Annotated in this window: 23 protein-coding genes and 1 pseudogene; 18 read left to right on the forward strand and 6 right to left on the reverse strand. The window is 42.9% G+C overall.

All coding sequences use genetic code 11. The features are described from left to right. Positions 1–140: 140 nt before the first annotated feature. Complete coding sequence (locus IGI96_RS10430; protein ID WP_438785095.1) at positions 141–1646, reverse strand: helix-turn-helix domain-containing protein; 1506 nt, start codon at positions 1644–1646, stop codon at positions 141–143. A 267-nt stretch (positions 1647–1913) separates the two neighbouring features. Between IGI96_RS10430 and IGI96_RS10435 the strand changes: the two genes are divergently transcribed. After that, positions 1914–2195, forward strand: a complete 282-nt coding sequence (locus IGI96_RS10435) for an LPXTG cell wall anchor domain-containing protein (protein ID WP_254907889.1) — start codon at positions 1914–1916, stop codon at positions 2193–2195. Positions 2196–2362: 167 nt separating this feature from the next. Here the strand turns inward: IGI96_RS10435 and IGI96_RS10440 are convergent, their stop codons facing one another. Beyond that, a complete protein-coding gene (locus tag IGI96_RS10440) occupies positions 2363–2938 on the reverse strand; it encodes a recombinase family protein (protein WP_086339118.1) in 576 nt (191 codons plus the stop codon). Between the two features lie 177 nt (positions 2939–3115). Between IGI96_RS10440 and IGI96_RS10445 the strand changes: the two genes are divergently transcribed. Further along, positions 3116–4606: a helix-turn-helix domain-containing protein gene (locus tag IGI96_RS10445; protein WP_034868770.1), complete on the forward strand. Its 1491-nt coding sequence runs from the start codon at positions 3116–3118 to the stop codon at positions 4604–4606. A 196-nt stretch (positions 4607–4802) separates the two neighbouring features. Here IGI96_RS10445 and IGI96_RS10450 read toward each other — a convergent pair whose 3' ends face one another. Then, positions 4803–5006 carry a hypothetical protein gene (locus tag IGI96_RS10450; protein ID WP_005232004.1) on the reverse strand — a complete coding sequence of 68 codons (204 nt, stop codon included), beginning with the start codon at positions 5004–5006 and terminating at the stop codon, positions 4803–4805. A 182-nt stretch (positions 5007–5188) separates the two neighbouring features. Here IGI96_RS10450 and IGI96_RS10455 point away from each other — a divergent pair, with 182 nt between their 5' ends. Continuing rightward, complete coding sequence (locus IGI96_RS10455) at positions 5189–5311, forward strand: DUF7006 family protein (RefSeq protein ID WP_254907890.1); 123 nt, start codon at positions 5189–5191, stop codon at positions 5309–5311. 117 nt (positions 5312–5428) lie between these two features. Here the strand turns inward: IGI96_RS10455 and IGI96_RS10460 are convergent, their stop codons facing one another. Beyond that, positions 5429–6916, reverse strand: a complete 1488-nt coding sequence (locus tag IGI96_RS10460; RefSeq protein WP_086339119.1) for a helix-turn-helix domain-containing protein — start codon at positions 6914–6916, stop codon at positions 5429–5431. Positions 6917–7394: 478 nt separating this feature from the next. Between IGI96_RS10460 and IGI96_RS10465 the strand changes: the two genes are divergently transcribed. The 13 genes and pseudogenes from IGI96_RS10465 to IGI96_RS10525 all read left to right on the forward strand — a co-directional run bounded on the left by IGI96_RS10465 (position 7395) and on the right by IGI96_RS10525 (position 19056). Continuing rightward, complete coding sequence (locus IGI96_RS10465) at positions 7395–7790, forward strand: DUF7006 family protein (RefSeq protein WP_005227597.1); 396 nt, start codon at positions 7395–7397, stop codon at positions 7788–7790. A 762-nt stretch (positions 7791–8552) separates the two neighbouring features. Next, a complete protein-coding gene (locus IGI96_RS10470; protein ID WP_086339121.1) occupies positions 8553–8840 on the forward strand; it encodes a hypothetical protein in 288 nt (95 codons plus the stop codon). A gap of 584 nt (positions 8841–9424) precedes the next feature. After that, positions 9425–9934 carry a hypothetical protein gene (locus IGI96_RS10475; RefSeq protein WP_086339122.1) on the forward strand — a complete coding sequence of 170 codons (510 nt, stop codon included), beginning with the start codon at positions 9425–9427 and terminating at the stop codon, positions 9932–9934. Between the two features lie 22 nt (positions 9935–9956). Then, the gene (locus IGI96_RS10480; RefSeq protein WP_086339123.1) at positions 9957–10565 is read left to right on the forward strand and encodes a hypothetical protein; all 609 of its coding nucleotides are present in this window, start codon (positions 9957–9959) and stop codon (positions 10563–10565) included. A 21-nt stretch (positions 10566–10586) separates the two neighbouring features. Further along, positions 10587–10910 carry an LPXTG cell wall anchor domain-containing protein gene (locus IGI96_RS10485; RefSeq protein WP_086339124.1) on the forward strand — a complete coding sequence of 108 codons (324 nt, stop codon included), beginning with the start codon at positions 10587–10589 and terminating at the stop codon, positions 10908–10910. Between the two features lie 443 nt (positions 10911–11353). Then, the gene (locus IGI96_RS10490; protein WP_086339125.1) at positions 11354–11722 is read left to right on the forward strand and encodes an LPXTG cell wall anchor domain-containing protein; all 369 of its coding nucleotides are present in this window, start codon (positions 11354–11356) and stop codon (positions 11720–11722) included. 12 nt (positions 11723–11734) lie between these two features. Further along, the gene (locus IGI96_RS10495; RefSeq protein ID WP_086339126.1) at positions 11735–12559 is read left to right on the forward strand and encodes a WxL domain-containing protein; all 825 of its coding nucleotides are present in this window, start codon (positions 11735–11737) and stop codon (positions 12557–12559) included. Between the two features lie 23 nt (positions 12560–12582). Continuing rightward, entirely contained in the window at positions 12583–13506 is a 924-nt protein-coding gene (locus IGI96_RS10500) for a WxL domain-containing protein (RefSeq protein WP_086339127.1), read from the forward strand. Between the two features lie 93 nt (positions 13507–13599). After that, a pseudogene (locus tag IGI96_RS10505) lies at positions 13600–14664 on the forward strand (DUF916 and DUF3324 domain-containing protein). Between the two features lie 367 nt (positions 14665–15031). Next, the gene (locus IGI96_RS10510) at positions 15032–16450 is read left to right on the forward strand and encodes a helix-turn-helix domain-containing protein (RefSeq protein ID WP_086339128.1); all 1419 of its coding nucleotides are present in this window, start codon (positions 15032–15034) and stop codon (positions 16448–16450) included. A 76-nt stretch (positions 16451–16526) separates the two neighbouring features. After that, positions 16527–17006, forward strand: coding sequence for a signal peptidase I (lepB, locus tag IGI96_RS10515; protein WP_086339129.1), 480 nt, complete (start codon positions 16527–16529; stop codon positions 17004–17006). A 74-nt stretch (positions 17007–17080) separates the two neighbouring features. After that, positions 17081–17845 carry a hypothetical protein gene (locus IGI96_RS10520; RefSeq protein ID WP_086339130.1) on the forward strand — a complete coding sequence of 255 codons (765 nt, stop codon included), beginning with the start codon at positions 17081–17083 and terminating at the stop codon, positions 17843–17845. 47 nt (positions 17846–17892) lie between these two features. After that, positions 17893–19056 carry a hypothetical protein gene (locus IGI96_RS10525; RefSeq protein WP_086339131.1) on the forward strand — a complete coding sequence of 388 codons (1164 nt, stop codon included), beginning with the start codon at positions 17893–17895 and terminating at the stop codon, positions 19054–19056. 54 nt (positions 19057–19110) lie between these two features. Here IGI96_RS10525 and IGI96_RS10530 read toward each other — a convergent pair whose 3' ends face one another. Continuing rightward, positions 19111–19560 (reverse strand): MerR family transcriptional regulator, encoded by a 450-nt coding sequence (locus IGI96_RS10530; RefSeq protein WP_015509014.1) that lies wholly within the window; start codon positions 19558–19560, stop codon positions 19111–19113. An 89-nt stretch (positions 19561–19649) separates the two neighbouring features. Between IGI96_RS10530 and IGI96_RS10535 the strand changes: the two genes are divergently transcribed. Then, positions 19650–20699, forward strand: a complete 1050-nt coding sequence (locus IGI96_RS10535; RefSeq protein ID WP_254907893.1) for a zinc-dependent alcohol dehydrogenase — start codon at positions 19650–19652, stop codon at positions 20697–20699. Positions 20700–21127: 428 nt separating this feature from the next. Further along, a complete protein-coding gene (locus tag IGI96_RS10540; protein ID WP_086339134.1) occupies positions 21128–22606 on the forward strand; it encodes a helix-turn-helix domain-containing protein in 1479 nt (492 codons plus the stop codon). A gap of 100 nt (positions 22607–22706) precedes the next feature. Here IGI96_RS10540 and IGI96_RS10545 read toward each other — a convergent pair whose 3' ends face one another. Then, positions 22707–24200, reverse strand: coding sequence for a helix-turn-helix domain-containing protein (locus tag IGI96_RS10545; protein ID WP_086339135.1), 1494 nt, complete (start codon positions 24198–24200; stop codon positions 22707–22709). Between the last annotated feature and the right edge of the window lie 62 nt (positions 24201–24262).

Genomic DNA, 24262 nt, shown 5'->3' on the forward strand with positions numbered 1-24262 from the left:
GTCTGATTTTTTTCTGATGTGAAAAAAATAGACACGCTAAGAGAAAAGAAAAATGGATACTTAGGAAAGGGTCAAAATAGCAAACCGCGCAATGAAAAACTGGCGGCGCTTCCTTCAAGAAGGCCGTCAGTTTCCTTAGGTCAACGAATCGGTGTGATTCTTGGCTGAATCAGCTGTTCAATCGTTTTGTGGATGATCGTCCAGTCCGAAAGGGTGGGGACATTTGAAATGCGTAGTTGCTGAAATTTGGTGTTGCTTTTCAGATGCAAGTCAAAATTGCTGACGATCAAATCTATTTCCCGATGGATCAATTCTTGTTCATCAGGAGCCACTTCAAAAAAGTAACTGATTTCTGTATGGTCGTTTTTAAATAATTCCGTTGATGCGGCTAAGAAAGCATCTAGACCAGCACCGCCTTGAAAAGCAAAGGCTACTTTGAGGTGTTTTTTCAGCTGGGGATTAGGCGCTAACTCGCTTAACAAAGTCAATGTGACTGCGATATGTTCCAAGTGAGTAAAGGAAAAGAAGCGGCTTTGATCGTTGAAAGGTTTCAACCACTCATTCCAAGCAAGGTAATCCGTCTTGAATGTCGTTTCAACAAAGGCTTTGATCTGCGGATCAGCAAACTCATAATTGGCAGAAATCATCGTCAGCAGGCGAAGATTTACGAGATAAGCGATGATCTTGTGGGCGGCTGCAGGTGGAATAGCGACGCCGGATTTCTCTAAAAAGGCAGCCGCTTCTGCAATAATTTCTGGTCTTTCTGTATGGTGAAAAATGTAATCCGCATCGCTTTCTCCGTTGATGTCCATCGTACTATAGGAAAGACAGTTGAGCGCATTGACAAAGATCCAAAGCAGCTCTTGTTGCGGCAAGTGGATGATTCGGTATTTTTTCAAGTAATGTTCGTTTAATATTTCTGAGAAAATAGCGAAGCGTTCTTTCTCCAATAGATTGCGTTCTAAAGACGGCGGCAAGGTCAAAAAGTAAGAATAGCGCCACCTACGCTTGGCGATACTTAGCCACAGAGCAAGTCGGTAATGGCTGTAATGCAAATCTTTCGTGTTGGCTTCCTTGGCTTTTTGGACCAGCAGGCGGGCATCCGCTGGACTATCCTTATCTAAAATCGTGCTATCGCCATAAGCAGAAAAAAAGACGAACAGACAAAATCGGATGTCCGCTTCGGTACCAATAAAGTCAAGATGATTCGTGGCAATAGTTACAGAATAGGTTTGCAACGACTTGTTCATGTAGCTGATCGTCCGTAAAAGATGACTGCGAGAATAACCGAATTCAATCGTTGCTCGGTGAATAGAGTATTTTTTATTATCGATAATACTCGTCATGATTTTAAACTCCAGCGTCTCCATCCCCAGGTATTGAATGGCAGAATTGATGGAAGCGTTCGGCGCATAAGCGATCGAGACGATGTTCGTTTCTGAGAGTGTGATCTTGACCAGGTCTTTTGGCAAACTGTCACTTAAAATACTCAGCTCTTTAGTAACTGTAGGCAAAGATAGCCCTAGTAATGTCGCTAATTCTTGTGGATGATACCCTGTCGGTGCAGCATTTAGCACTTGCAAGATTTTTACTTGTCGAGAAAATGCTTTGTCCCGATGCAAGTTGATAGATAAATTTTCTAACATTGAAGTCACCACCTATCCATTGAAATTACGCTCGTTTTAAGTAAATTATATAATACTCTGCGCCAATCAAGAAGTCTTATCCCTTGAAAATTGGCGGATTTCATGTTAATGGTGCGCCGCATGTTTCATCGAGTGTGAAGCAGTCATTGAAAACAGCTTTTTTAGAAAAAACAACCTTGCCAGTTGCAGACCTAAAACGCTTGGATAGATTGGTCCAAAGATAAGTGTGAATAACGTTGGGGAAAAGAAAAAGGAGAAAAAATGAAAATGAAAAAACACGTAGTTATAAGTAAGAGCGCTTTAGTAGGGATGCTGATTTTAGGGACAACCTTTCCAAGCACATGGCCGATCGCTCAGGCAACAGAAACACAACAAACAGAGCAGCAAACACCATCAATAGACTCATCGGTTCCCTTGCTGACAGATTCAACAGGAAGCATGGACACAGGAGAAACAAGCAGTGTCATGCTAAGTGTGACAGGTATCTTATTCTTAATCGGCGTACTAGTGCTCTTGTACCGTAAGAAATCATGGAGAAAACAACAATAGGATCAGCAGAAAAGCTAGCAGAATAAAACATACAGGACGAACAAGCTGGATGAATTGCTTTAAGAGAACAAATATCGATCTTTAAGCAATCACAAACATCAGCAATGTTCGTCCTGTTTTTTATATAGTGAGCAGCCGAAAGTACTAAGTTCAGCCAGCACGTGTATTTATGAAATGACCTCATCCTTCTCCAGACTAAGATAGCGATAAAAAGTCGAGCGCTTTAAGCCTGTTTGGGCACAGATATCCACAACGGCTTTTCCTTCCTTTTGATAAAGGTTCAATGCGTGTTGGATCAGTGCGGGATCGATTCGTGGACGACCGCCAATATTTCCTCTAGCACGTGCGGATTCTAAGCCTTCTTTGGTCCGTTCAACGATGATGTCTCGTTCGAATTGGCTGAAGGCTTGGAAAACAGTCATCATTAATTTTCCTTGAGGGGTTTGTGTATCAAAATTTTCTTTGATACTGATGACTTTTACACCTTTCTTTTCGAAAAAGTAGACGAGATCAATCAGGTCTTTGGTACTTCTTCCTAGCCGCGAGAAACTTTCAATAATGATTTTATCGTTTTCTTTCACTCGTTTTTTTAGTTTATTTAATTCAGGACGATTTGCGCGTACACCACTGATCTTTTCAGTATAAATTTTGTTGCATTCATACCGGTCAAGTAAATCCAATTGACGAGAGAGATCCTGTTGTCTTGTGGATACACGGGCGTATCCATAAACCATATTTGTCATACAAATTCCTCCAGTTGCACAAAAGAGTCTACATAGAGAATACCTTGTTTGTTCACTTAAGTACATATTCTAACACCAACTTAAGTAAATTTGGGAAATAGGAAGGTTTTTTTATAGACGCAAATATTGTACTATAGAAAAGAAACCAATCGGTGAAGGAGAAACACGGAGGGCAAAATGAGAGAATTGCAGTTAAATTTTATGCTAAACAAAACGACCGTTCGATGGCTTCAAATGTTAAATACCTTTGAGCGAGAACGGACTTGTTCCATCGCAAGTTTAGCCAACAAGCTTGATGTGACCCAAAGGACGATCAGCTCTGACATCAAGGAATTGAAAACCTATCTGCAGGAGGCAGCGGAATTTACTCTTGAAGCCAATGGCTATCATTTTAGGGAAACTGATCCGAAAAGATACTTGTCTCAAAAAAAGGAGCTTGTTGCAGAAGAAGGCATGTATCAAATCGTGGAAGCCATTTTCCACGGGGAATTCTGTTCGGTTGAAGAGTGGGCGCAGCGCTTGTATGTATCAGAAAGTACGATGCGTCGCTATTTGAATACCGCTTCTGCGACGTTACGAAAGTATCATTTGGAGTGGATCTTGCAACCGGTCAATTTGAGTGGATCAGAAGCCAATATTCGCAAGTTTTTTAAAGATTTTTATTACGAATCAGATGTCACGCCGCATACGCTCTTGCCCCCCAAAGAACTGATTGCGTTAGTCAGTGATGCCTTCTCAAAAATTCCCACAGCGCTGGTGAATACAGGCGTTTCTCCGAGTGATTTTTATTATAGTTTGTATATTGCGATCAAGCGCTATCAACTGGGAAAGACCGTTCAGATTCCTCGATCGTTGGCAGCAATCGTCGAAACGCATGAGGCGTTTGCGATAATGAAGAATTTAGCACCTAAAATCGAAGCGCTATACCGAGTAAGACTACCGCAACAAGAAATGATGTGGCTTTATTTAGTGACCGTGATGAAACGAACTTTGACCGAGCCTGAAAAAGAGCAGCAATTCGTTGCAGCGTTTGGGCTGTATCCTGAACTCGAAGAACTGAGTCAGCGCTTCGTGCAAGAATGGGGCATTTCCTTTCAAGAGCCTCAACAAGTCCAGACGATGATCCACGCCTTTTTTCTGTCAAAGAAAATCAATGAGCAGCTGGCGCCCGTTTTAAATCACTTGCTAACAGAAGTAAAAAATGAAGCGCAAAAGCATGGTTCTGCTGCTTATCAAAAAAATCTGGCATTTATGAAGCAGCACCAAGCGATTCTAGGGATCAAACAGGAGTATCTGTCAGATATTTGTGCGGCACTGACCCTTTACAGTGAAGCAATCAGGGAGCTTTATGCTCAAAAAGTCAAACGGATCGCGTTGATAATAGAAGGCGATCTCTATGCCTGTCACACGATTCGTGCGCGCTTCTTGCGTTATGTCGGCAATGATCATCGGGTATTTTTTCCAAAAATCAATGAATTGACGAGCGATTATTTGAAGGAAAACGCCATTGATCTTGTGGTCACGAATTATAGTGAATATTTATCAGAGTTCATCTTATCGACTGACTCTCTTTTACTTAAAGCAATTCCCGATCATCAAGATTGGCTACGAGTGATTGAAAAAATCGATCCTCAGTTAGGGCAAGCGTTAAGCGTTCCCACAACGTGATACACGTGTTGCAAAACAGCATGACGAGGACATAGGTGGATAGATCAAAGAGAAAAGCCGCAACCGTTACGATCGACGGGTGCGGCTTTTATTCGTTTGTCTAATAAAAAAGGGAGTTATCTGAAAATATGCCCACTGTTCCTGAATACCAAAAGATTGGGTTGTTTTGGTGAAAGAACAGCCTATGCTCAAATAATTAGTTGGCATTTACTAGTTTATCAAAAATCGCTTCAAAGGTTTTGAACGTATCACTATCTAACTGACAAAGCCATAAAAGGTAGCTTTTTTCTTTAAATGTCCATTCGATTGAAGGGTAAGAGGCAATCAAGGCATGGTATTTCTCTCGTTGTTCACTGGTAGCTAATAACCACCGCTTCTCAAAAATCTTTTTCTCTTCCATTTTTTATCTATCCCCCATAAAGAAACGTTGTCTGAAACTTCACTAACGGGCAACGTAAATCTAATGATACGCAGATCTATATTTAGTATACCAAAGAAAAATGAATTTTTTTAGAAGATGTGTAAAATTACAAGGAATTTCTTTTATTTTGCTTTTTTTCGGACTTTTTTAAAGAAATCGAATTGGCAGAAGAAGAGATCGTCAAAATGATCAAAAAGGACAAAAATGTCTATTACCGACAAATGGCAGGGATCGGTACGAACCAAAAAGCGCCCCATGGGTTGATCTACCTCAGCGAGAAATGAACACTCTGATCGGCTTGATCGATCAGAGTTTCAACCACTCGTTGTGTAGGAGATGCTCTTATAAAATAACGATTTGCAGCTGTAACGATTCCGCAAAATAGTGCCCGAGAAAATGTCCTACGCGTTGTTCAAAACGACTAGACGCAAGATTCGTGGATTGATTTGGTTAAGTAATCGATTCCAATCCGTGGCATCTGGAAAAGATTTTAGCAGGATACACTCGACTTCAAGCAAATATTCCATCGTATATTCCGAATAGTTGGTTACTAGCAGATCAATTTGCTTTTCCTTTAAATAGGCTGGGGAGAGTTCGCTGGCATCAGGATAATACAACGTGTGGAAGCGTCCTAGATATTTCCGTACGATACTTTCGGCATATTCGCAGACATATTCATTTCCTTCAAAAATTACGGCGATCGTCCGTTGTGTCCCCCAATTTTCTTCTTTGATCGCTTCCATGTGAATCGTTAGACTGGCACAAAAGTCTTCGAGATAGGAAGGCGAATAGAGCTTTTTGACTAGCTTATGCTTTGCCAAAAATGCATAGTTTCTCTTATATTCGTAGGAAAACTTGTCTTTGACGAATTGGGTAAGATCGTCAATATTGACGTTCATGATGGGAGAGAGCATGTCGCGTATTTTCACGATCGTAAAAAACGACTCTAACCAGTGCAAGTCTTTTTGTTCATCGTAGGAATTGCCACGATTGATGGCATAGAAATCTTTTGCCACTTGTTTGATCTCAGGCCAGCGATTGTAGGTTTGGCAAAACTCTTCGATCGAAGGATGATTGATTTTTCGGCGACAGATAAGGCAAAGAAGCAAATAAATGATTTCATCTTCAGGTAGGCGATAATGAAAATAAGAATAAAGGATCTCCGTCAACGTATCGGGTGAAATCAATGAATCGTAAGCATAAAAAATCTCCTTCATCTCAGGAGAAAGTTCGACCTGCAACCCTTTCTTGCTGCGTTCCAGCGTAATGTAGAGAATATAGGAAAAGTAAGAAAAGGTAGAAGCTGGCTGTTTTTTTGAATGCAAAAGATTCGTGATCTCAATCACGGCATCTTGGACATCCAATGACGGGAAGATCGTATTGACATTGATATCGGACTCATAATAAAACAGACAAAAAAAGCGGCGAATATCGATCTCGGAACCCACCAGTGTGACAGGATTCGTTGATAGGCGAAGGTTGAAGGGCTTTAATAAGCCATTCATTTTTTTTAAGTAGCCAAGCAATGCTTGTTCAGAAAGATTAAGGGTCAGGCTCCAATCCAGCACCGATTGTAATTCATCGAAAAAAATACTTTCGAGAATCATAAAAAAAGGTTCATCTTTGACTAAATTTTGTTTTTGTTTGATATATGCCTCGGGATCCAGTTCTTCAAATAAATAACCAAACTTCGAGGAGTAGATTTCGATTGCATCATTGAAATGTTCACGAATCATAGCAATGTCCGCAATGATCGTGCGAGTACTGCTTTTTGTTACTTCTGATAAATCGCCCAATGTTGAAGACGGATTCTTCTCAAATTCATTTAATAATTGCAATCGTCGAATTAAAGAACGATTTTTGATAAATTTTAACTGAAAATTTTTCATAGATGCCCCCGTTGAATTTTAAAAAGAATTAATCATATTATAAACAATTGCTTAAAATACTTCAATTTTTATGTTTATTTTTAATTTATTTGACTAAATAAAAAGTTTTTATTATTCTAATGGATGTAAACGTTTGAAACTATTTTGAACAATGTAGGTTTTTTCACCGACAGGTGAAAATTGCTATTTTTTTTTAATGAGATTTGACGCTATAGTGAAACCATAGTCCGATGCTTAGGAGTATTTGTTTTTTCTCAAGAGGAAACCTGTGAATTGTTGGTTGGATCAAAAGAGAGAAGATGGAAAATAAATGGAACTAGCAAATGCGTGAATGTGCCATCAATACCTAGAAATGCAATGTCGTTGAAGGCTGTCCACGAATGAGATAGAAGGAAAAGAGATTGGTTGAAGAAAATTTACGGTTACTAGAAGAGGGAAACTGGGAACGATCGTACAGATAGATTACGAGGAGGCTAATATGCTGGCAGAAAAGATAGCGGGAGCAGAAGAATATTTGGCGCATTTTCAAACAGAGCTAGAAAAACAAGGGGTGTTACGCTTTTTTCCAAAACTAAATGCCTTTTATCACCGGTTAGCAAAAGAGTTTTTAACGATTTTTCATAGCAAGGAAGAAAACCTGTTTGTTCAATGGGGCAACTTATTGGCGATTGATGCACAATTGCAAATATTGATGGAAATCAGCAACAATCGCAAAGAAGGATTGCTAGATGACCTTGGGATGAGTGAGGAAGAAGTCATTGAAATGATTGAAAATGACCATAAGTATTTTTATCGTGAAATCACGGGGGCAAAGCTAACGCAAAAACCTAAAATGGGCTTGATTTATTTGAGCGAACATTTAGCAGAGTCCTGAACATTCATTCTTGGTGCGCCGAGTTGTGTCTGAGAATTGGGAGAAAAGCTTGCGATAAATGGAAAACGATGACGAGCAATAGACTATTGGGGAAGTTTTATAGATAGAGCGTTTTTGGGATAGAAATGAAGAGTAGTAGTGGGGCGAAACGGACGATTTTCAGGTGGTAAGGACCCTTGAGAATAACCAAGAGCAAAAGGGCTACTCAAACAACGCAGTGGGGAAGGCAATTGGTTGGTCTTCCTTGCTTGAGTAAGAGCTTTTTTAGAAACGTTAGACTGACGGGTCAGGATCGTGGCAATGACGAACGCTGGTTGACCTTTTCGGCGAAACGAGGTACCTTGTAAGACAAGTTATAGTAAGGCAAGTCACAAAGAATACAAAAAGCGTATGAAGGTAGGACATCAATGGAATGAAACTTTTTATCATTTTTGCCTGCTTATCGGTAGGCATATCGGTGACACAATATGGCATATATTATTTCTTTCCCAGCATATCTGTGATCCTTCGCAGCTGGTTTCAATTGGGACAAATCATTCTTTTGCTGGGTTATTTCTTTCTGCTGGTTATGTATTTTTGGGTGCAGCGCTACAGGACAAGGAAAGAGAAGCAATCTTTAGGAGAATGATCAATAGGTAAAGCACATGGATCTGCAAAGAAGCGTTTTTTTATAGGAAGAAATAGCTTGTTTGTAAGAAACAGCATACATAAATGAAATGACCCAGACGATCCTTTTCGTAGGGGCTACTTAACATAAGAGAATTGGTAGCAAATGCTTCTCCTTTTGGTGAAAATCAAGGAGTGACGTTTGCTGCTTTTTTAGTGCAAACAAATGGGGCTTTTTTCAAACCATCAGCGGAGTGTTTTTTAGAGGAAATTGAGAAATTCTTAAGGTTTCTGTCGCATCAGGCGAGCTTCTCAGCACGTAGCGGAGCGAAAAAAGAGATGTGGGAGAGAAAGAGGGAGATTGTGAAAAATCTCTCTACATCAACCGTCTTAGCAGCTAAATCATTGGTTATTTTTTCGTTTAAAACTAGTTCATGCACATAATTCACTGGGCAGTGAAATCCTTGATTTCAGTTTTGAGAAAAAGCTCGTTATAATGATAGCGTCAACAAGGATTCGCTTGATTCGATCAAAGTGCTGCTTTGCTCTGCCTAGGTTTGATGGGAAAAAAGAGGCAAGGATTAGGCAATCTAGTTCTTTTTTCTTGAACGAAAGGCTATTTTTCGCTCATATTTTCACATGTTTGCTAGAGGATGTATGGTGAGGAAGCAATTGCTTCGCTGCGCTTCACTCGACGAGAAGGAAACAGGAAAGGAAAAATGGAATCGACCGTTGTCATTTTATCGATCCAAGGAACTCTTCTCAGGGAAGATTCGGCTGGTTCACAAACCGACACTTTTGTTTGGGAAAAAGCAATCATTTTAAAGAAGTAAGTGAAGCTGCTAATAAATAGGAAGAAATAGGACAGGATACTAGCGAACAAAAACAATCGATCGTTGACAACAAAAAATAAATAACGAAAGCATGAAGGACGAAAGCGTTGAAAAGGCGATCTATTCAGGAATGATTTCATTTGGTGAAACACGATTGCTAAGGATTGCCCAAGGAGAACATAGAGGTGAAAAAGGATGGAAGAAAAAGAGCAAAAGAAGAAAAAGTGGTTGTTATGGTTATTGCTTTTATTGTTGTTGGGTCTAGGGGGTGTTTGGTATTACTTAAACAATCAAAGTACGCCTACTCCGCTAGCCAGTCGCGATTTGATGCCAGATATCATTGACGCCACCGATCGTGAATTGGCAGAACGGGCGCAGGAGATCGCAGATGCCGATTATTTTACATTGAACCTTAATCCAGAAGCCTATTTTGAAGACGGAGAAAGCGAAGGCAGTATTCAGATCATCAATCCCGGGACAAATGTGTACCCTATTGCGTTGGAGTTGTTTTTAGAAGAGACGGGGGAACTAATCTATGAATCAGGTGGTATTTTACCCAATCAAGAAGTGACCTCTGCTCGTTTGCTGATTCCTTTAGAAGCGGGAGAATACCTGACCAGAGCAGACGTGCATATTTTTGATCCAGATACCCTGGAAAGGCTAAGAACTACCCATGCACAGGTAAAAATTTTTGTTAACAATTAAATTATTTTAGGAGGAAAAGGAAATGAAAAAAATGAAAAAAGCCGCTGCTGCGTGTTTTACGACGATGGCATTGCTTGGCGGTGTCGGGCAAGTTCTTGCAGATGAGTACAGGCATATTAATGGAAATGATGGTCAAGGGAATGAAAGCTCACTCCAAGTGGACGGAATTATCGGTGAATTTGATAATACAGATATTTCCCAGCCTAATCCACCAGATATTAATCAATGGATCAATGTAACATTCCCAGCAAGAACGCTCTTTTATACGACCCGATGGTCTGACCATCGAGAAATCATGTCCCCTGAACACGAGTTTGTGAACCACTCCGGACGACCGGTGCAAGTCTTAGTCACTAGGGTGAGTGAGGCAAGAGATATGGAAGAAGTTGATTATTTGGAGGTCAATAAATTATTTCCCGTGATTATCGATGGAAAAATCGTTCCGGATTCGGAGTTTGACCCGCCGAAGGAATTATTCGTACTAACGGACCGTACGGATATAGATTCTGTAAATACTCTCTTTTTCACAGGGAATGCCACGCCGGTTGAAAAAGAATATAATATGTACCCGGAATTCGAGCTGCACTTAAAATTCGTTCCATTAGATCGTGATGGAAATCCATTTAGCTAAGAAATCTATGAGGACAAACAGATGAAGCCAAAATTCTTAAGAGCTGCACTAACCATCGGCTCACTCTTTGTTTTGACTGCATCACCTGCATTGGCAGCGACGGCTGTTCAGCAAAATGAAGGGCAAATGAAAGTGCAGGGTCAAATTGGCGAGCCGAAGGTAGAAGAATCGATCATTGAGGAGCGAATCGTTGAGGAACCACCCGAGAAGGAACCACCCGCTCGTTTGCCCCAGACAAATAGCGAAACGAGCAGAAGGTTGCCATTGCTAGGCATGGTTCTCGTTGTAATCAGTTTAGCAACTCTAAGAAAGCGGCACAAAAAAAATGACACCTCAAAAATTTAGTATAGGGGTGTTCGTTAGAAAGAGAGGAACGTCCTTATTAGTAAGAATGTTCCTCTCTCTTTTTTTACTGTTATTTTATTTCGGTTATTGCAAAAACATGAGTGCAGATACTTTTTAGTGATTTGTTTTAATTTCTTTTGATAGCAAGGGTTTTTAGGTATGCAAAGGATTTCTCGTTTTAGCAAGAACTCAAGATACATGTTTTGTTTAAAACGGGGGTTTGTTTTTTTATTCAGGCATCGATTTCATCAGCCAGTGAATTTATTGATTTTTCCCGCATCACAAAGATAGCTATAATGAAGTATATCGAGGATAAAAACCAGCGTTTTTGAAAGCCAACTGAAACAAAGACCAATCGACTTTGTTCAAGGTTACCGTCTAAGTGAGGGTGTCTAAAAAATGGTGGTTTTTAGGCTTGATGATGTCAAAAAGGGGGAGGGAGAATGAAAAAAGCGAGGGGGAATGTTTGGGTCCACCTGATGATCTTCGCTGCTTTTTTTCAAGTGATCAGTGCGTCGACGATTTTGGTTTCGGCACAAGAGCAGCGTTCCGTCGATACAGAAGGCTCAGTGCAGTTCACGGGTGTCTATGAAACAGACAAACCAGAACCTTCACCACCGAGCGGACCGTCACAGCCTGGCGGCGATGGGGGACGTTTGCCCCAGACGAATACCCGAAAAAGTTCCAGTGCCACGGCACTCGGATCCTTGCTGCTATTGATCGCTGGCTATGCAACAGTGAAGAAGACACGCAGGTACCAAAAAGAACAAGCAACCTCACGAACACCAGAAAAATTGAGCAAGAGAGAATAAGGGAATGATCTTATGAGATTTTTGCGATTTGCAACGAGTACCATACTTGCCGCAACCCTTTTGATTGGCGGGTTCCAAGGGACCGCCGCTGAAGTAAGAGTCGCTGAAACCGATGGTCAAGTCAGCTTTGTGCCCAATGACCGAGACCCGACGGAAGTCATCCCACCTGATCCAGGACCAGAAGGACCGGATGTGGAGATCCCGCCGATCAGACCAGACGGACAAACAGGGCCATTGACGATCGCTTATGCGCCGACTTTGGATTTTGGTACCCAAGAAATCTCCAACCGCGATGCTGTCTATTCGATGGTGGCAGAAAAACAACAACTAGCCGATACCCAAGGGGAAGAAAACAAAGTGCCCTATGTTTCCTTCGCCCAAGTACAAGATACCCGTGGGTCAAATGCTGGCTGGCGTTTGACGGTGGCATTGAGTGCGTTTGAGTCTGGGACGCAGCACAATGAACTGCGAGGGGCGCAAATCATCTTTGCCTCACGCGAAGTCGAGTACCTCAGTTTTAATCAAGAGAATGCACCGAGTGCCCATGAAGCGGGCTTACGTTTGGATGCCAATGGGGCGGCACAAGCTGTTCTGACCGCCGATGCGGGCAAAGGGGCAGGCACTTCATCCGTTGTTTGGGGCGATCAAGATGAGCTGAATGCACAGTTCCATGACCAAGCGCCGGTGGTTCGCAATGAGGCGATCCAGTTGTTCATTCCGGGAGCCACCGCCAAAGATGAAGCCCTCTATGTGGCGACATTGACATGGCAATTGAGCACCACCACCCCCCAATCAGGAGAAACAGTTCCAACGGCGCAAGCCGATGAAAAAAACTAATTTAAAAGAAAGAAGGAATAAAAATGAAATGGATTCGCTTAGCAACAGTCGCTGCACTGACCTCTACGATCTTCGCAGGTGGCGTACAAGTAGTAGCAGATGAGGAACCAACGCCGAACCCAGAGCCGAGTGGAGAAAGACGTAGTCAGGAAACAGAAAACAATATTGAGTTCCGAGCTGGTGATGGTGAGGGCGTAGAGGTCGTTCCTCCTGTACCGTATCCGCCAGTAACAATCGTTGATCCAGATCCACCAACCGGACCGTTAACGATTGCCCATGTACCGAAAAAATTTGATTTTGGTATACAAAGAATTTCAACTGCTAATGAATTTTATCCAATATTCGCCGAACATGAAAAGCTTGTCACCGGTGATGATGAGGAGGAAATCACAAGAGATAATGACGAGGATGTAAGAGTACCATATGTATCCTTTGCACAAATCGTTGATACTCGCGGGTTGATTGATTCACAGTGGGAACTGAATCTTGATTTAACAGAGTTTACTACATCAAGCGGGAGTAATTTGAGAGGTGCTTATTTAGAATTTCTTAATCCAACCATTGTTCACAATGATTACACTGAGGAAGAGCTGAAGGCACTGCCTGATGACCATGAGGATAAGGTTTATTTACTGCAATTACTTCCAAATGCATTTACCACACCAGACGAATTAGGAAACGAGAGTTTGATTGTCCCTGCAAACTCGACCAACGTTACAGTGATGGCTGCTACCGATGGGCAAGGGCAAGGTGTATCGTCAATTTACTGGGGGGATCAAGAGGAATTGAATGCTGCTTATGAGGCAGAAACAAATCCAATTTTGAATCAAGCTATTCGCTTGCATATCCCGGGAACGGCTACACCACAAGCTGCTGAATATACGGCAACACTAACTTGGCATTTAACAAGTGCGACGGATGGAAATGGCGAAACAGTACCAGACTAAGAAGACTAATCTTTAAAGCAACGCAACAATAATGTGAAACAACTGGCAGGAGTAGACCGTTATTCCTGCCTTTTTTTGGAAGGAGAACCAACAGTGATCGAACAACCAACAAACCAACGCTGGCTGCGGCTTTTGACTGCAATGATCGTGCTTTGCTCATTGATTACTTTGCCGACAGCAGTACGAGCAAATGATGACATAGAATCAGAGTTGAATTTTTTTGTCACCCCGATTTTCCCTGACAGCCAGATAGAAGGCGGTGCCAGCGGCTATTTTGATCTGAATTTAGGCGCAGGGGAACAAGAGGAATTGCAGTTACGCATCCAAAATACATCGGAAGAAACCATCGACGTCGAAGTATCGGCTCATACTGCCTTCACCAACGTCAACGGAGTAGTAGAATACGGTCGTGATGCCGAATATCCTGATCCGACATTGCCGGCCTCGATTGCCGAATTGATTGAAGCACCCGGGGTCATCACCTTAGAAGCCCAAGAAGAACAGATCCTTACCCTTCCTCTGACGATGCCTGAAGAAGAATTTGAAGGAGTACTGGCAGGATCGATCCGAGTAGAAGAGGTCCGCGATGCAGCGGCAGCGGAGGCGGAGACAGAAGGAATCGGGATTCGTAATGAGTTTGCCTTTATTTTAGGAGTCGTCGTAAGCAATAACCGCTCGTCAACGGATCCGGGACTTGAATTACTGGAAGTTTTTGCCAGTCAAGTCAATTATCGGAACGTGATCAGTGCCAAGATTCAAAATTACACACCGACTTTCGTCAACCATATAGAAATTGATGCCGAGGTTCGTGCCAGCGGCAGCGACACCGTCTTGTATGAAACGCAGCGCACAAGCATGCAGATGGCACCAAATTCCCATATGGATTTTCCAATCCCTCTAAACGGCGAGCGTTTCCGTCCAGGAGACTATGTCCTGACTATGACGGCCCGTTCACAAGGGGAGGAATGGCATTAGGAAGAACCCTTTACGATTGCGGCTGCTGATGCTCGACGTTTGAATGAGGAAGACGTGACATTGGAACCAGAAACAAATTGGTGGCTGATAGGCGGAATCGCCGCACTTGTTTTGTTGCTGATCATCGTTGTTGTTTTAATCATTAACAAGAAAAAAAAGGCTAAGGAAAACAGTGAGCAATAGAAGAAAAGACACAGAAAAACGAGCGATCACATAAGATAGAAAGGTTTTGTATTTCCTTGTCTTGCTTAGCTGGTGATGTTTCCTTCATGGAAAAAAGGCAAGCGGCAGCTGCAGTTCCGTTACGCTTTTTTAGTTGTTCTTGAAAAATCAGACAGGCAGACAGCAATACCCGAGCTTTGCTGCTAGCGACCATCGATTTACTGGTGAGAGGAGCAGTGAAAGCAAAAGGGAGGAAGCGTTGTTTCGATGGAAACCATTGATACCATTATGTGAGCGCAGAAAAACGAGGTTTTAATAAGAATCAAGCAGAAGCTGCTGGAAATTGCCTGCAGCTTCTCTTCTTTCGGATGTGTGGGGAGGTGAAACGATGAGAAACAAGCCGTCTTTATTGATGAACAGTTTATTTTCAATGACGCGCAAACGGCAACTGACGATTTTGCGGCAGTTGGAATGTTACGGACATTTAAGTGGGCAACAGCTGGCACAAGCGTGCGGCGCTTCACGGCGGACGATTATTTCAGACATTGAGGAACTACGCCAACGGTTTGGGGCTTCGACGATCCTCGCATCTGCCAGCAATGGCTATGAATTGGTGATCCAAGAATTGGCGGAGTATCAGGAAAAAAAGCGAGCATTGCTGGCGGATGACCCAAATCTGTTGTTTCTGCATTTCTTGTGTCAGCAAGAAACGGCGATACCTGAAAAACTGGCTGCCATCACTGGATTAGGCAATCAAACCTTTTTGAAACAATGCCGCCAGCTTCAGACCTTGTTCGCTGCTTATGAGCTGACTTTGAATAAAAAGCAGTGGTGCCTAGAAGGGGCAGAAGGAAATATACGGTATTTCTATAAAGCCTTTTATTTTGAGGAAGAGGAACAGCCTCACCAACTCTTTGAGCAGCTGGCTGAGACGTTGACACTGCGGTATCGTCCCTCCTTGCCGATCGATCCAGTGGTTTCGCTGCAGTGGACGAAGGTCTTTCTTTTGCGGGCGCAACAAGGTGGGCGCTTGGAGGAAAATTGGGAAATGGCTGACTTTTGTCGGTTGTTTCTTGAAAAAACGGGCTTTGTCATCGAAGGCTTGGAGGTCTGCAGGTCCTTGTCGCAGCAAGAACGGTGTGTCCTATTGTTTTTGATGATGGCAGATGAAGGGGTACTTTCGTTTTTATTGAAACATCCGTGGGTCGAAGAAACGGTGCCCTTTGATCCAATCGATAGTTTGCGAGAGACGTTTCCTAAGCAAGCAGAGACATTGAGAGAAGATCGCGTCTTCGTGCAAGTGACGTTAGCAGTCATGTTATTGGATCGACTCTTCCATGTGCCACCTTCTTTTCTGCGAGATCGTCAAAAGCCAGCAGCGTCTGGTATTGGAAAGTCTACGGCACTTTCTAGCGCTGCTTCTCACTATTTGGTGACATTGGGGGAGACGTATTTAAACAAGCAGCAGTTAAAAAACAAACAGCTGATGATCACCTATCATTTGAGTGGAAATGAGAAAATCAAAGGCTGGATCAAGCAACGTCTGAGGGATTGGCTGGTTGCACAAGGAGTGGATGTCGTCGTCGAGGCTACGAGTGAGCTGTCGATTTTCACCGCCCGCCAGGTGTTGGTCACCGATCAACCGCTCTTTTTGCTGGAATTGGAACAGCCCATCTATCGGTTGGAACGACCGATTGAGCCAAATTCCATCGAACGCCTCGGCAAGGCAATTTTAGCCGATTTTCTTGGTTCATGTGAAGGCTCGATTCCTAGTGAAGAGCTTCCAGCAACATCTGCCCTTCGCTAAAAGCGGTAGAGTCAACGGTATAATCAGTCAAAGGCTACGTACGACGTAAAATTATGGTAGAGGAGCAACAGGTATCATGGGTCGATTCCAAAAGCAATGGACACTTCGTGTGTTGGGAATAAGTTGTCTGCTACTGCTGCTGTTCTTTTTCTTTTCAAACTACAAGATTGCTCGGGTCAGCGGTGAGTCGATGGTCCCCATCATTCAAAACAACGAATTAGTCGTTATTCAAAAGAATCAGCTGCCCCATCGCTATGACCTCGTGGCTTTTGAGCATGAAGGGCGGCTGATCGTAAAACGAGTGATCGGGGTTCCTGGCGATTCTTATGCCCGCAGTGGCAATCGCTTGCTATTGGGTGCGTCAGGTTCCTATTATGATTTTTCCTATACCTTTACGCTGACGCAAGAAACGGCGAGGGAACTGCCAATCGGGGGCATCTTGCAGCCAGGTGAGTATTTCGTCGTCGGGGATGCCATCATGCACTCGATCGATAGTCGTGAATTTGGGATGGTGACGAGCGAGGCGCTTCGTGGGGTCGTCTTGAATTTATTTTAAGAGTTCAATGAGGTCAGTCAGCGTGTCGGATTGAAAATCGAGGCTTATTTAGAGACCGAAAGCTGGAAAGGGGGATGTCCGTGAAGATGGTTTATGGCAGTATACTGCTGCTTTGTTTTGTGGCGATCGGGGTACTTGCTCAACGGGGATACCTCGAAATCTTTGTTCGAAGGCTTGAGCGGCAAACAAACATGACGGAGTTGGAAAAAAGAAAACTGGCTTTTTTTAAGCATAAGATTCGTAATGAACATCCGTTAGCGTTGCTGATGGTCAGTGGTCTGTTTCTTTTAAGTCTGCTGCTTTTTACCTTTCCCCATTTTTCCTTACAGACGCAAGTTCGTAGGATTGAAAAGGAAAGCCAGCAGCTGAAACAGGAAATCTTACATTTACAAAAAGAACAGATGGAAGGGATGCAACAATCGTTATCGGTGTACCCGTCTGCGGGACTCCCTTTTGAAAGCCTTGCTTGGCAGACGCTGCTGATGGCGGATGATCGAGAAGCACGTTTTCAGCTAGAAGAAGAATTTGGGGCGCAAGTGACGCCCTTTTTAGGACCGACCGTCGTATTGATCCATATTGATCAACCGCTGCAAGAAATCACCTTAACGAGTGCCAGTCATTTGCACTCGGTTGCCGATTTTTCCACTTGGGAGGCCAACTTGGAACGAATCATCGATGATCTATCACAGGCACAAGGCGTGCAACGGTGCCATTTCGTTTTACAAGTAGCAGATGCGCCCGATACGTCATTTGAACAAACGATCGTCCGCGATGCCCAGGGACAGTGGCAAGTACTCAACCGAAAAGAGCTTGCTCAAGCTTCAGACACGGGCGCTTAGAAAGAAACAATCAAAAGAGTTATTGATGAAAGGGAGGGATTCATGGGATGAGTAAGAAGAAGGGGCGTGGGTGGTTTTCTGCTCAGACGCTATTCGATGAAATGAACCAAGTATCATTGAAAGAATTAAAAGGATTTGAAGAAACGTATGAGAAAGACAACGGATCTGCTGAGGCAGCTGTTGTCAGTGGACCAGCGAAAGAAACGATCGCCGATACCTCAAAAAAGAAGGCTACGAGTAACGATCAAGGGCTAACGGATACCAGTAGTAAACCCCAAAAAGGCAAAAAGCAGGGGCAACGAAGCGGGCAGGCGCTGGCACCGTCTCCCTCCGCACAAGCAGGGCTAGAGGAACGATCAGGGCCAAAAGGATCGCCTAAGCACTCTGCGCAATCTTGGTCGTCAGAAACGGGCATGCCACATCCGACAAGCAGTAAAGGGAAGAAAAAGCGTAAAAGCACCAAAAAGCGCAATGACACCGTCAATGCGCCCTTACACGGCTATCAAGAAAAACGTTCCTTTGAAGAGTTTAGCGCAGAAGCCAACAAGGAGCAGTTGGAGCTGGCGCCTGACCTACCAGCAGATATGTGCTTTGAACAAACCCATCAAGAGTTAGCATTGGCACGTACGAGAATCACCGAACTTGAAAAACGGCTCCATGCAGAAGCCTTGCATCGCTCACAATCGGATATCCAGCAAGTGAAAGAAAAAGCGATTTTTGAACGCTTGGATTGGGCGAGAGAAAAACAATGGTATGAAAGCAAAGCCCAAGAACAAAAACAGCTGCTGCTCCAAAAAGAAGAAGTCATCACAAATCTGGCGAACCAACTCGCTGAAAAAGAAGCACAGCTGGAGGAGCAGGCTCGAGGCGTTCAGGAAGAAGAAGCCGCTGCGCTTCGCAAAACAGTCAATGAGCTGCAAAAAGAAAACCAAGAGTTACAAAAAGAAAATCAGCAGTTTCAAGCGGAAATGCGGGATATTTTGCTATTTGCTAGAAAGAAAGCAGATCGAACGCTTGAAGAAGCGCAGGTTGAAGCAGAACGGATGATCTACAACGCTGAAATGCGCTTGAATATCGCTCATCGTACGGCAAAAGAGATCCTTGATGAAGTGAGCGATACGAAAGAAAACATGAATACCCTCTTTGATTATTTGTATGAACAAGTCTATTCACTAGCAGACAAGCAAGTATTTGAAAAGTACCAAGAGTAGGTTTGCTTCGGGTCACTAGAAGCAGGCAGATAGTCCTGTGAACGATACATAACGTTAGCGATCTTCGCTTTGGGCGGTGAGCGCTTGAAACTTCTCTTTGTTTCTCAATGACATTTTGATTGGGAAATGGATTTGTTCTGTACCGGCTGCGATCGCTGATTCATAATACCAGCACTTATGGTCGATCAGCGCCATCGATTGCTGCAAAGCGTCTATCTGCGCTTGCAGCGCTTTTTTTTGTTCAAGAAACATTTTATGGCGTTCTTGCAGCGAGTCATCACCAAGGCGTGTCAATTGTGCATAATCTTTGATCTCTTTAATGGTCATGCCTGTTTCCTTCAGACATTCGATCAATTCCAGCATCTCAATTTCGGTATCTGAAAACAAACGGTAGCCAGATTCTTTGCGCGCCAACGTCGGCAAAAGGCCTTCTTTGTCGTAATAGCGGATGGTTGACGTAGGGATATTTAAAGCTTTCGCAACTTGGGATATTGTATAGGTCATTTTTTCCACTCCTTAACATTGACTTTGAAGTTAACTTTAATGTTAGTATGACAGTAAGCAAAGGAAAAAGCAATGAGGAGGAAACAGAAATGACAGAAAAAACCAGGAAAGCTGCTGTATTAAAAGGACCAGAAACAATCGAGGTCAAACAAGTCCCTGTGCCGAAAGTGGAAGAAGGACTGATCGAGATCCAAGTTTCAGCGTGCGGCGTCTGCGGCAGTGACGTGCATATGTGGCAAGCAGGGAAAGGTTGGGGCAAAACAGGGGAGTCCGATTTTATCATGGGTCACGAGTTTTGCGGTGTCGTGACGGATGCAGGCGATAGTTCCTTTAAAATCGGCGATCGTGTTGCTTTTTGGGCCAATCTTTATTGCGGGAAATGTGATATGTGCCAAAAAGGGCAAGAGCATTTGTGTCGGGAAGTAAATGGCACCAATTATATCGGCTTTGTCTGCAATGGCGCCTATGCCGAACGGTTTGTCGGAAAAGCGTCCAATGCTTATAAATTGCCAGATACAGTTTCAGATACAGCGGCTAGCTTGATTGATCCTTTGATGGTTGCCTATCATGCCGTCCGCAAATCCAACATCAAGTTAAATGACAAAGTCTTGGTTTCTGGGAGTGGGATCATCGGGCAATTGATTGGCGAATTGGCAAAAAAAGCTGGGGCTTCTTATGTGGCGATGTCCAAAATCAACGATACAAAAATTGAGAAAGCCAAGGAAGTGGGAATCTTTGACGATTACTTTGATGCCAAGGATCCAAACCGTGGGGAAGTATTGAAAGACGCGTCTGCTGGTGGGTTCGATTTGATTTTTGAAGCGGTCGGTTCCAGCAGTTCCTTAGCGACGTGCATTGAGGCTGCTCGTCCTGGTGCAACGATCGTGGCGATCGGAAATTCCGTTGCTCCTGAAATTCCTTTTTCATTCAATCGGTTGGTCTTGCAGGAAATCAAGCTCATCGGCAGCGTTTCATGCACCCGCCAAGAGTTTGAAGCAACGATCGACTTGATTGCTAGTGGCATGATCGATCCCACAAAATATATCACGGAAGAATACCCATTAGAAAAACTGCAAGAGGCGCTAGAACGCCAAACGTTAGAAGATGATCCATTGGTCAAAGCGGTTGTGACGTTTTAACTCGGAGTTAGAGAAGAATATCAAATGAAAATCGGGCACCGAGTATTGAACAAACATAGAATGATAGTTGATTCTGCTTAACATCTACGAGGTGTTAAGCTTTTTTATTTGAATCTGTAATAGAAAATCTGCTGCGCACAGGCAAAAGGTTGTATGTGTACATGGAGGTCAGCACTTTTCTTATTTGTCGCGTGTCGCAGTGCCATCATTTGATCCAGGAAAAGAATGGTGCTTGTCTTGCTACGGATTGAAAGAAAGCCCGCAGCAAGTTCAAAAAAGCGAAAGCGAACTTTTCTAACAATGGATGTTTCGTGCCACATCTTATGTTTTCAGAAAGAAGTTCATTTGACGTAGCGAAGAAAGGGGTTTCTGTTGTATGGTAGAATGAATAGAGCCAAGTCAGAAAAGGAAATGAGTGAAGAGATGGCATGAGGGAACTTCAGATGTCTTTTATTACAAGCCCGAGTACAAAGCGTTGGATGCAAATATTAACGATTATTGAACGAGAACAAGTTTTTAAAGTTGGGGTTCTTTCTGAGCGATTGGCTATTTCTCAGCGGACATTGGTGAAAGACATACGCTTGATCAAAGAGCATTTTGGCGAATGCATTGAATTGGTATCAAGCAATAGCGGATTTCATTTCGAAGAACGAAATCGTGTTCTTTTTAAAGAAAAAAAAGAGCAGCTATTAAATCAGGAAATTTTATTTGAGATCATTGGGAATATTTTTTATGGAGAAGTAGTTGATCTGAATGAATTGGCTTATCGATACAATTATGCGGAAACAACTTTACGGCGGTTTATTGCACGTGTGCAACCAGCCTTAAAAGAGTATGGACTTTCTCTAAGTTTCACACCGGTTACTTTGGTAGGCGATGAAGCAAGTATTCGTAAATTCTTTTTTGATTTTTACTATGTAGGTGAGCCTACCCCTTATACGATCAGACCACCAGAAGGTCTGCATCATATGATTCTCAAGGGACTTTCTGATAAATTGGGAAAATATGAAGTAGGGACTGGTTTGACGATCTCAGCTTTTTATTCATTGCTGTATATAACGATTGTACGGGCGCAAAAAGAGCACTATGTTTCGATTCCTGAATGGGCAAAAGAGCTTGTCTATCAAGAAAATGATTTTAAATTGCTTGAGATTCTAAAAGAAGTTATTTTCAAAGAGTATGGGGTATCTTTACCCAAAGAAGAACTTGCTTGGCTTCACTACATGATTATATGTACGCGAACAATCAATCAATACGATCGAGAAAAAACTTTTCTAGCTCGATTTAATTTCTGGCCAGAAGTAAAGCCGATCGCAAAAGCATATTTTGCTAGTGCGGAATTTAAGGGCTGGGATCAGTCACTGTTAGAAGATTATTTAACCTCCTTTCTGGTGTCTAGAAAACTCAATGAAGTGATTTGTCCATCTTTGAACAAGCGACAAGCTGAAGAAGTCACCTCAATAAAAACATACCATCAAGAGTCCTACTACAAAAATAAAGCATTTTTGGAAAAGTACAAAGAAGAGTTAGCTTTTGCAACAGAATTTATGGAAGATATTGCTATCAGTTTTACAACGGTAAGTGACTTACTGCTCGACTATTATCAACCCAAAAAAAATATTTTATTTCTTATAGAAGGGGACTCAATGGTCGTTCAAATGATTCGACTACAAGCAATTCGGCTCTTTGCAAACAAGTATCAAGTCATTTTTCTTTCATTGCACGAATTAACAGAAGAACGATTAAAAGCGGACCAGAAGGTTTTGATCGTCACAAATTATCGCCCCTATGTCCTGGATTATGGTTTGACGGATGATTATATCTTGTTAAGTAGCATACCAACGAAGAAAGACTGGGAGCGAGTGATTTATCGATTACATCCTCAAACTAAAAAGTGCCCTCTGTGAAGTGATCCAAGTGAAGCAATAGGGAATGGGAAGTTAGGGAGTATTTTTAAGAATAGATTGACCGCTCTTGTCATTCAGCCAAGAGCGGGTTTTTTATCCTTTATTTATCTAACGTTTCAATCGCCTGATGAATCGCTAGCAAATCAGGGACGGTGATTTGCGCATTGATCAACAGGACGGGTCCTTTTTCAAAGGTTTCAGACAATGGAGTGGTGCTTAGACAGAGATCGTAGTCGTCGTCGACAAACTGATCACGAATATCAAGGTTGTAGAACCCTTGAAATGGCGCTTTGATCAGTTCTCTGATGGTCAGTGAAATCGCCAGCGGCAAGTCTGTTTCCAGTTTGATCTTGATTTTTTGCTGAAAATCAGCTGGCGGCAAAATCAACGTCCACGCCGTAGCGACATAAAGAGAAAAGCCACTGCGTTTCAGCGGATCTGCTTGGTAGAACGAAGTTTTCGTCACTAGCTTTTCGGCTTGCTTTTGTAAATCAGGAAAATGTTCGGTTAAAAACTGTGCAGTATTATAGCCAGCTAATGTATGGTCGACTGGCCCAAACAATTCGATCGTTAAAAGCCCATTCAAGAGGGTATTCACGATCCTACTTTTGCAAGGACGGGTCAACTTGGATTTTGGTGCGAAAGCGGTCATCGACAAGAGCAGTTTTTGGATGCTGGTCGTTGGTTTTTTTGGGGAAAACGCAGCGTCCAGTTGCGCAGCGGCAAACGTTCGATCGAGATTGGATGCCAGCCATAGAAAACAAAAGCGGCATTCATTTGCATCGAGAAAGAAGTGTTCCGCTAGTTCTGACGATAAATGGCTGTAAATAGCGGTCTCTTCATCAATCAGAGGGTGAAACAGGGAAAGATCTGACCCAATCAAGGGCGGTTTGATCGCCACTGCTTCTGGCGAAATCCGTTGTCCTTTGCGAAACCGCAAAATAGTGACGGCCAAAATGTACGTGGTCATTTTCAATTCGATCGGGTTAAAGGGAATCTGGTTGTTTTGGTAAAAGTCTTGAGCGATGGTTTCACATTTTTTCTGGGAAAGACCAGTAAAGGGCCAATGCAGACCAGCAAATGTTCGCCAAAAGAAGACCATCATAAAGTAGCGGATACGGGCTTCACTGCCTACGAGTCGAACCGTCCCTTTTTGCTTTTGCAGCTGAAATCCCAATGGAGCAAGCAGTTTTTGCAACGCATAGATTCGTTTGCGAACGGTTGATTCGGAGAAGTAATGATCAGCGGCGAATTGGATCAAATTGATCTCATTTTGCAGCAAAAGAGTTTCCAGCAAATAAAAAAAGGGATTTGCTTCCAGCAACTGCCGACTCAATCGCTTGTAGTCTCGCTTCGTCCCAATAAAGGATAACCCCAAGCCGTGTTTGGCAACCAAAAGCGGTGAGGGATCGTCTTGCAAGGAAAGCGAGCGTTTGCTTAAAGTGTCGAAGCTTTTTTGGATGGAGCGGCGATCCAAAGCCAACGCTTGACTGATCTCTTCAATGGGAACAAAGCGTTTTTGAAGATACAAAAACCGCAGCAAGTCGATATCTCTCTTGAGGGTGTGTCCAAAAAATGGATAAAAGCGTTCCATAATCCAAGCTCCGTTCTAAAGGTTTCTCTATGTACTCGATTCTCTTATGATAGCACAAAAAA

This window comes from Enterococcus sp. DIV0421 (assembly GCF_051713745.1).
GTDB classification, from domain to species: Bacteria; Bacillota; Bacilli; order Lactobacillales; family Enterococcaceae; genus Enterococcus_D; species Enterococcus_D casseliflavus.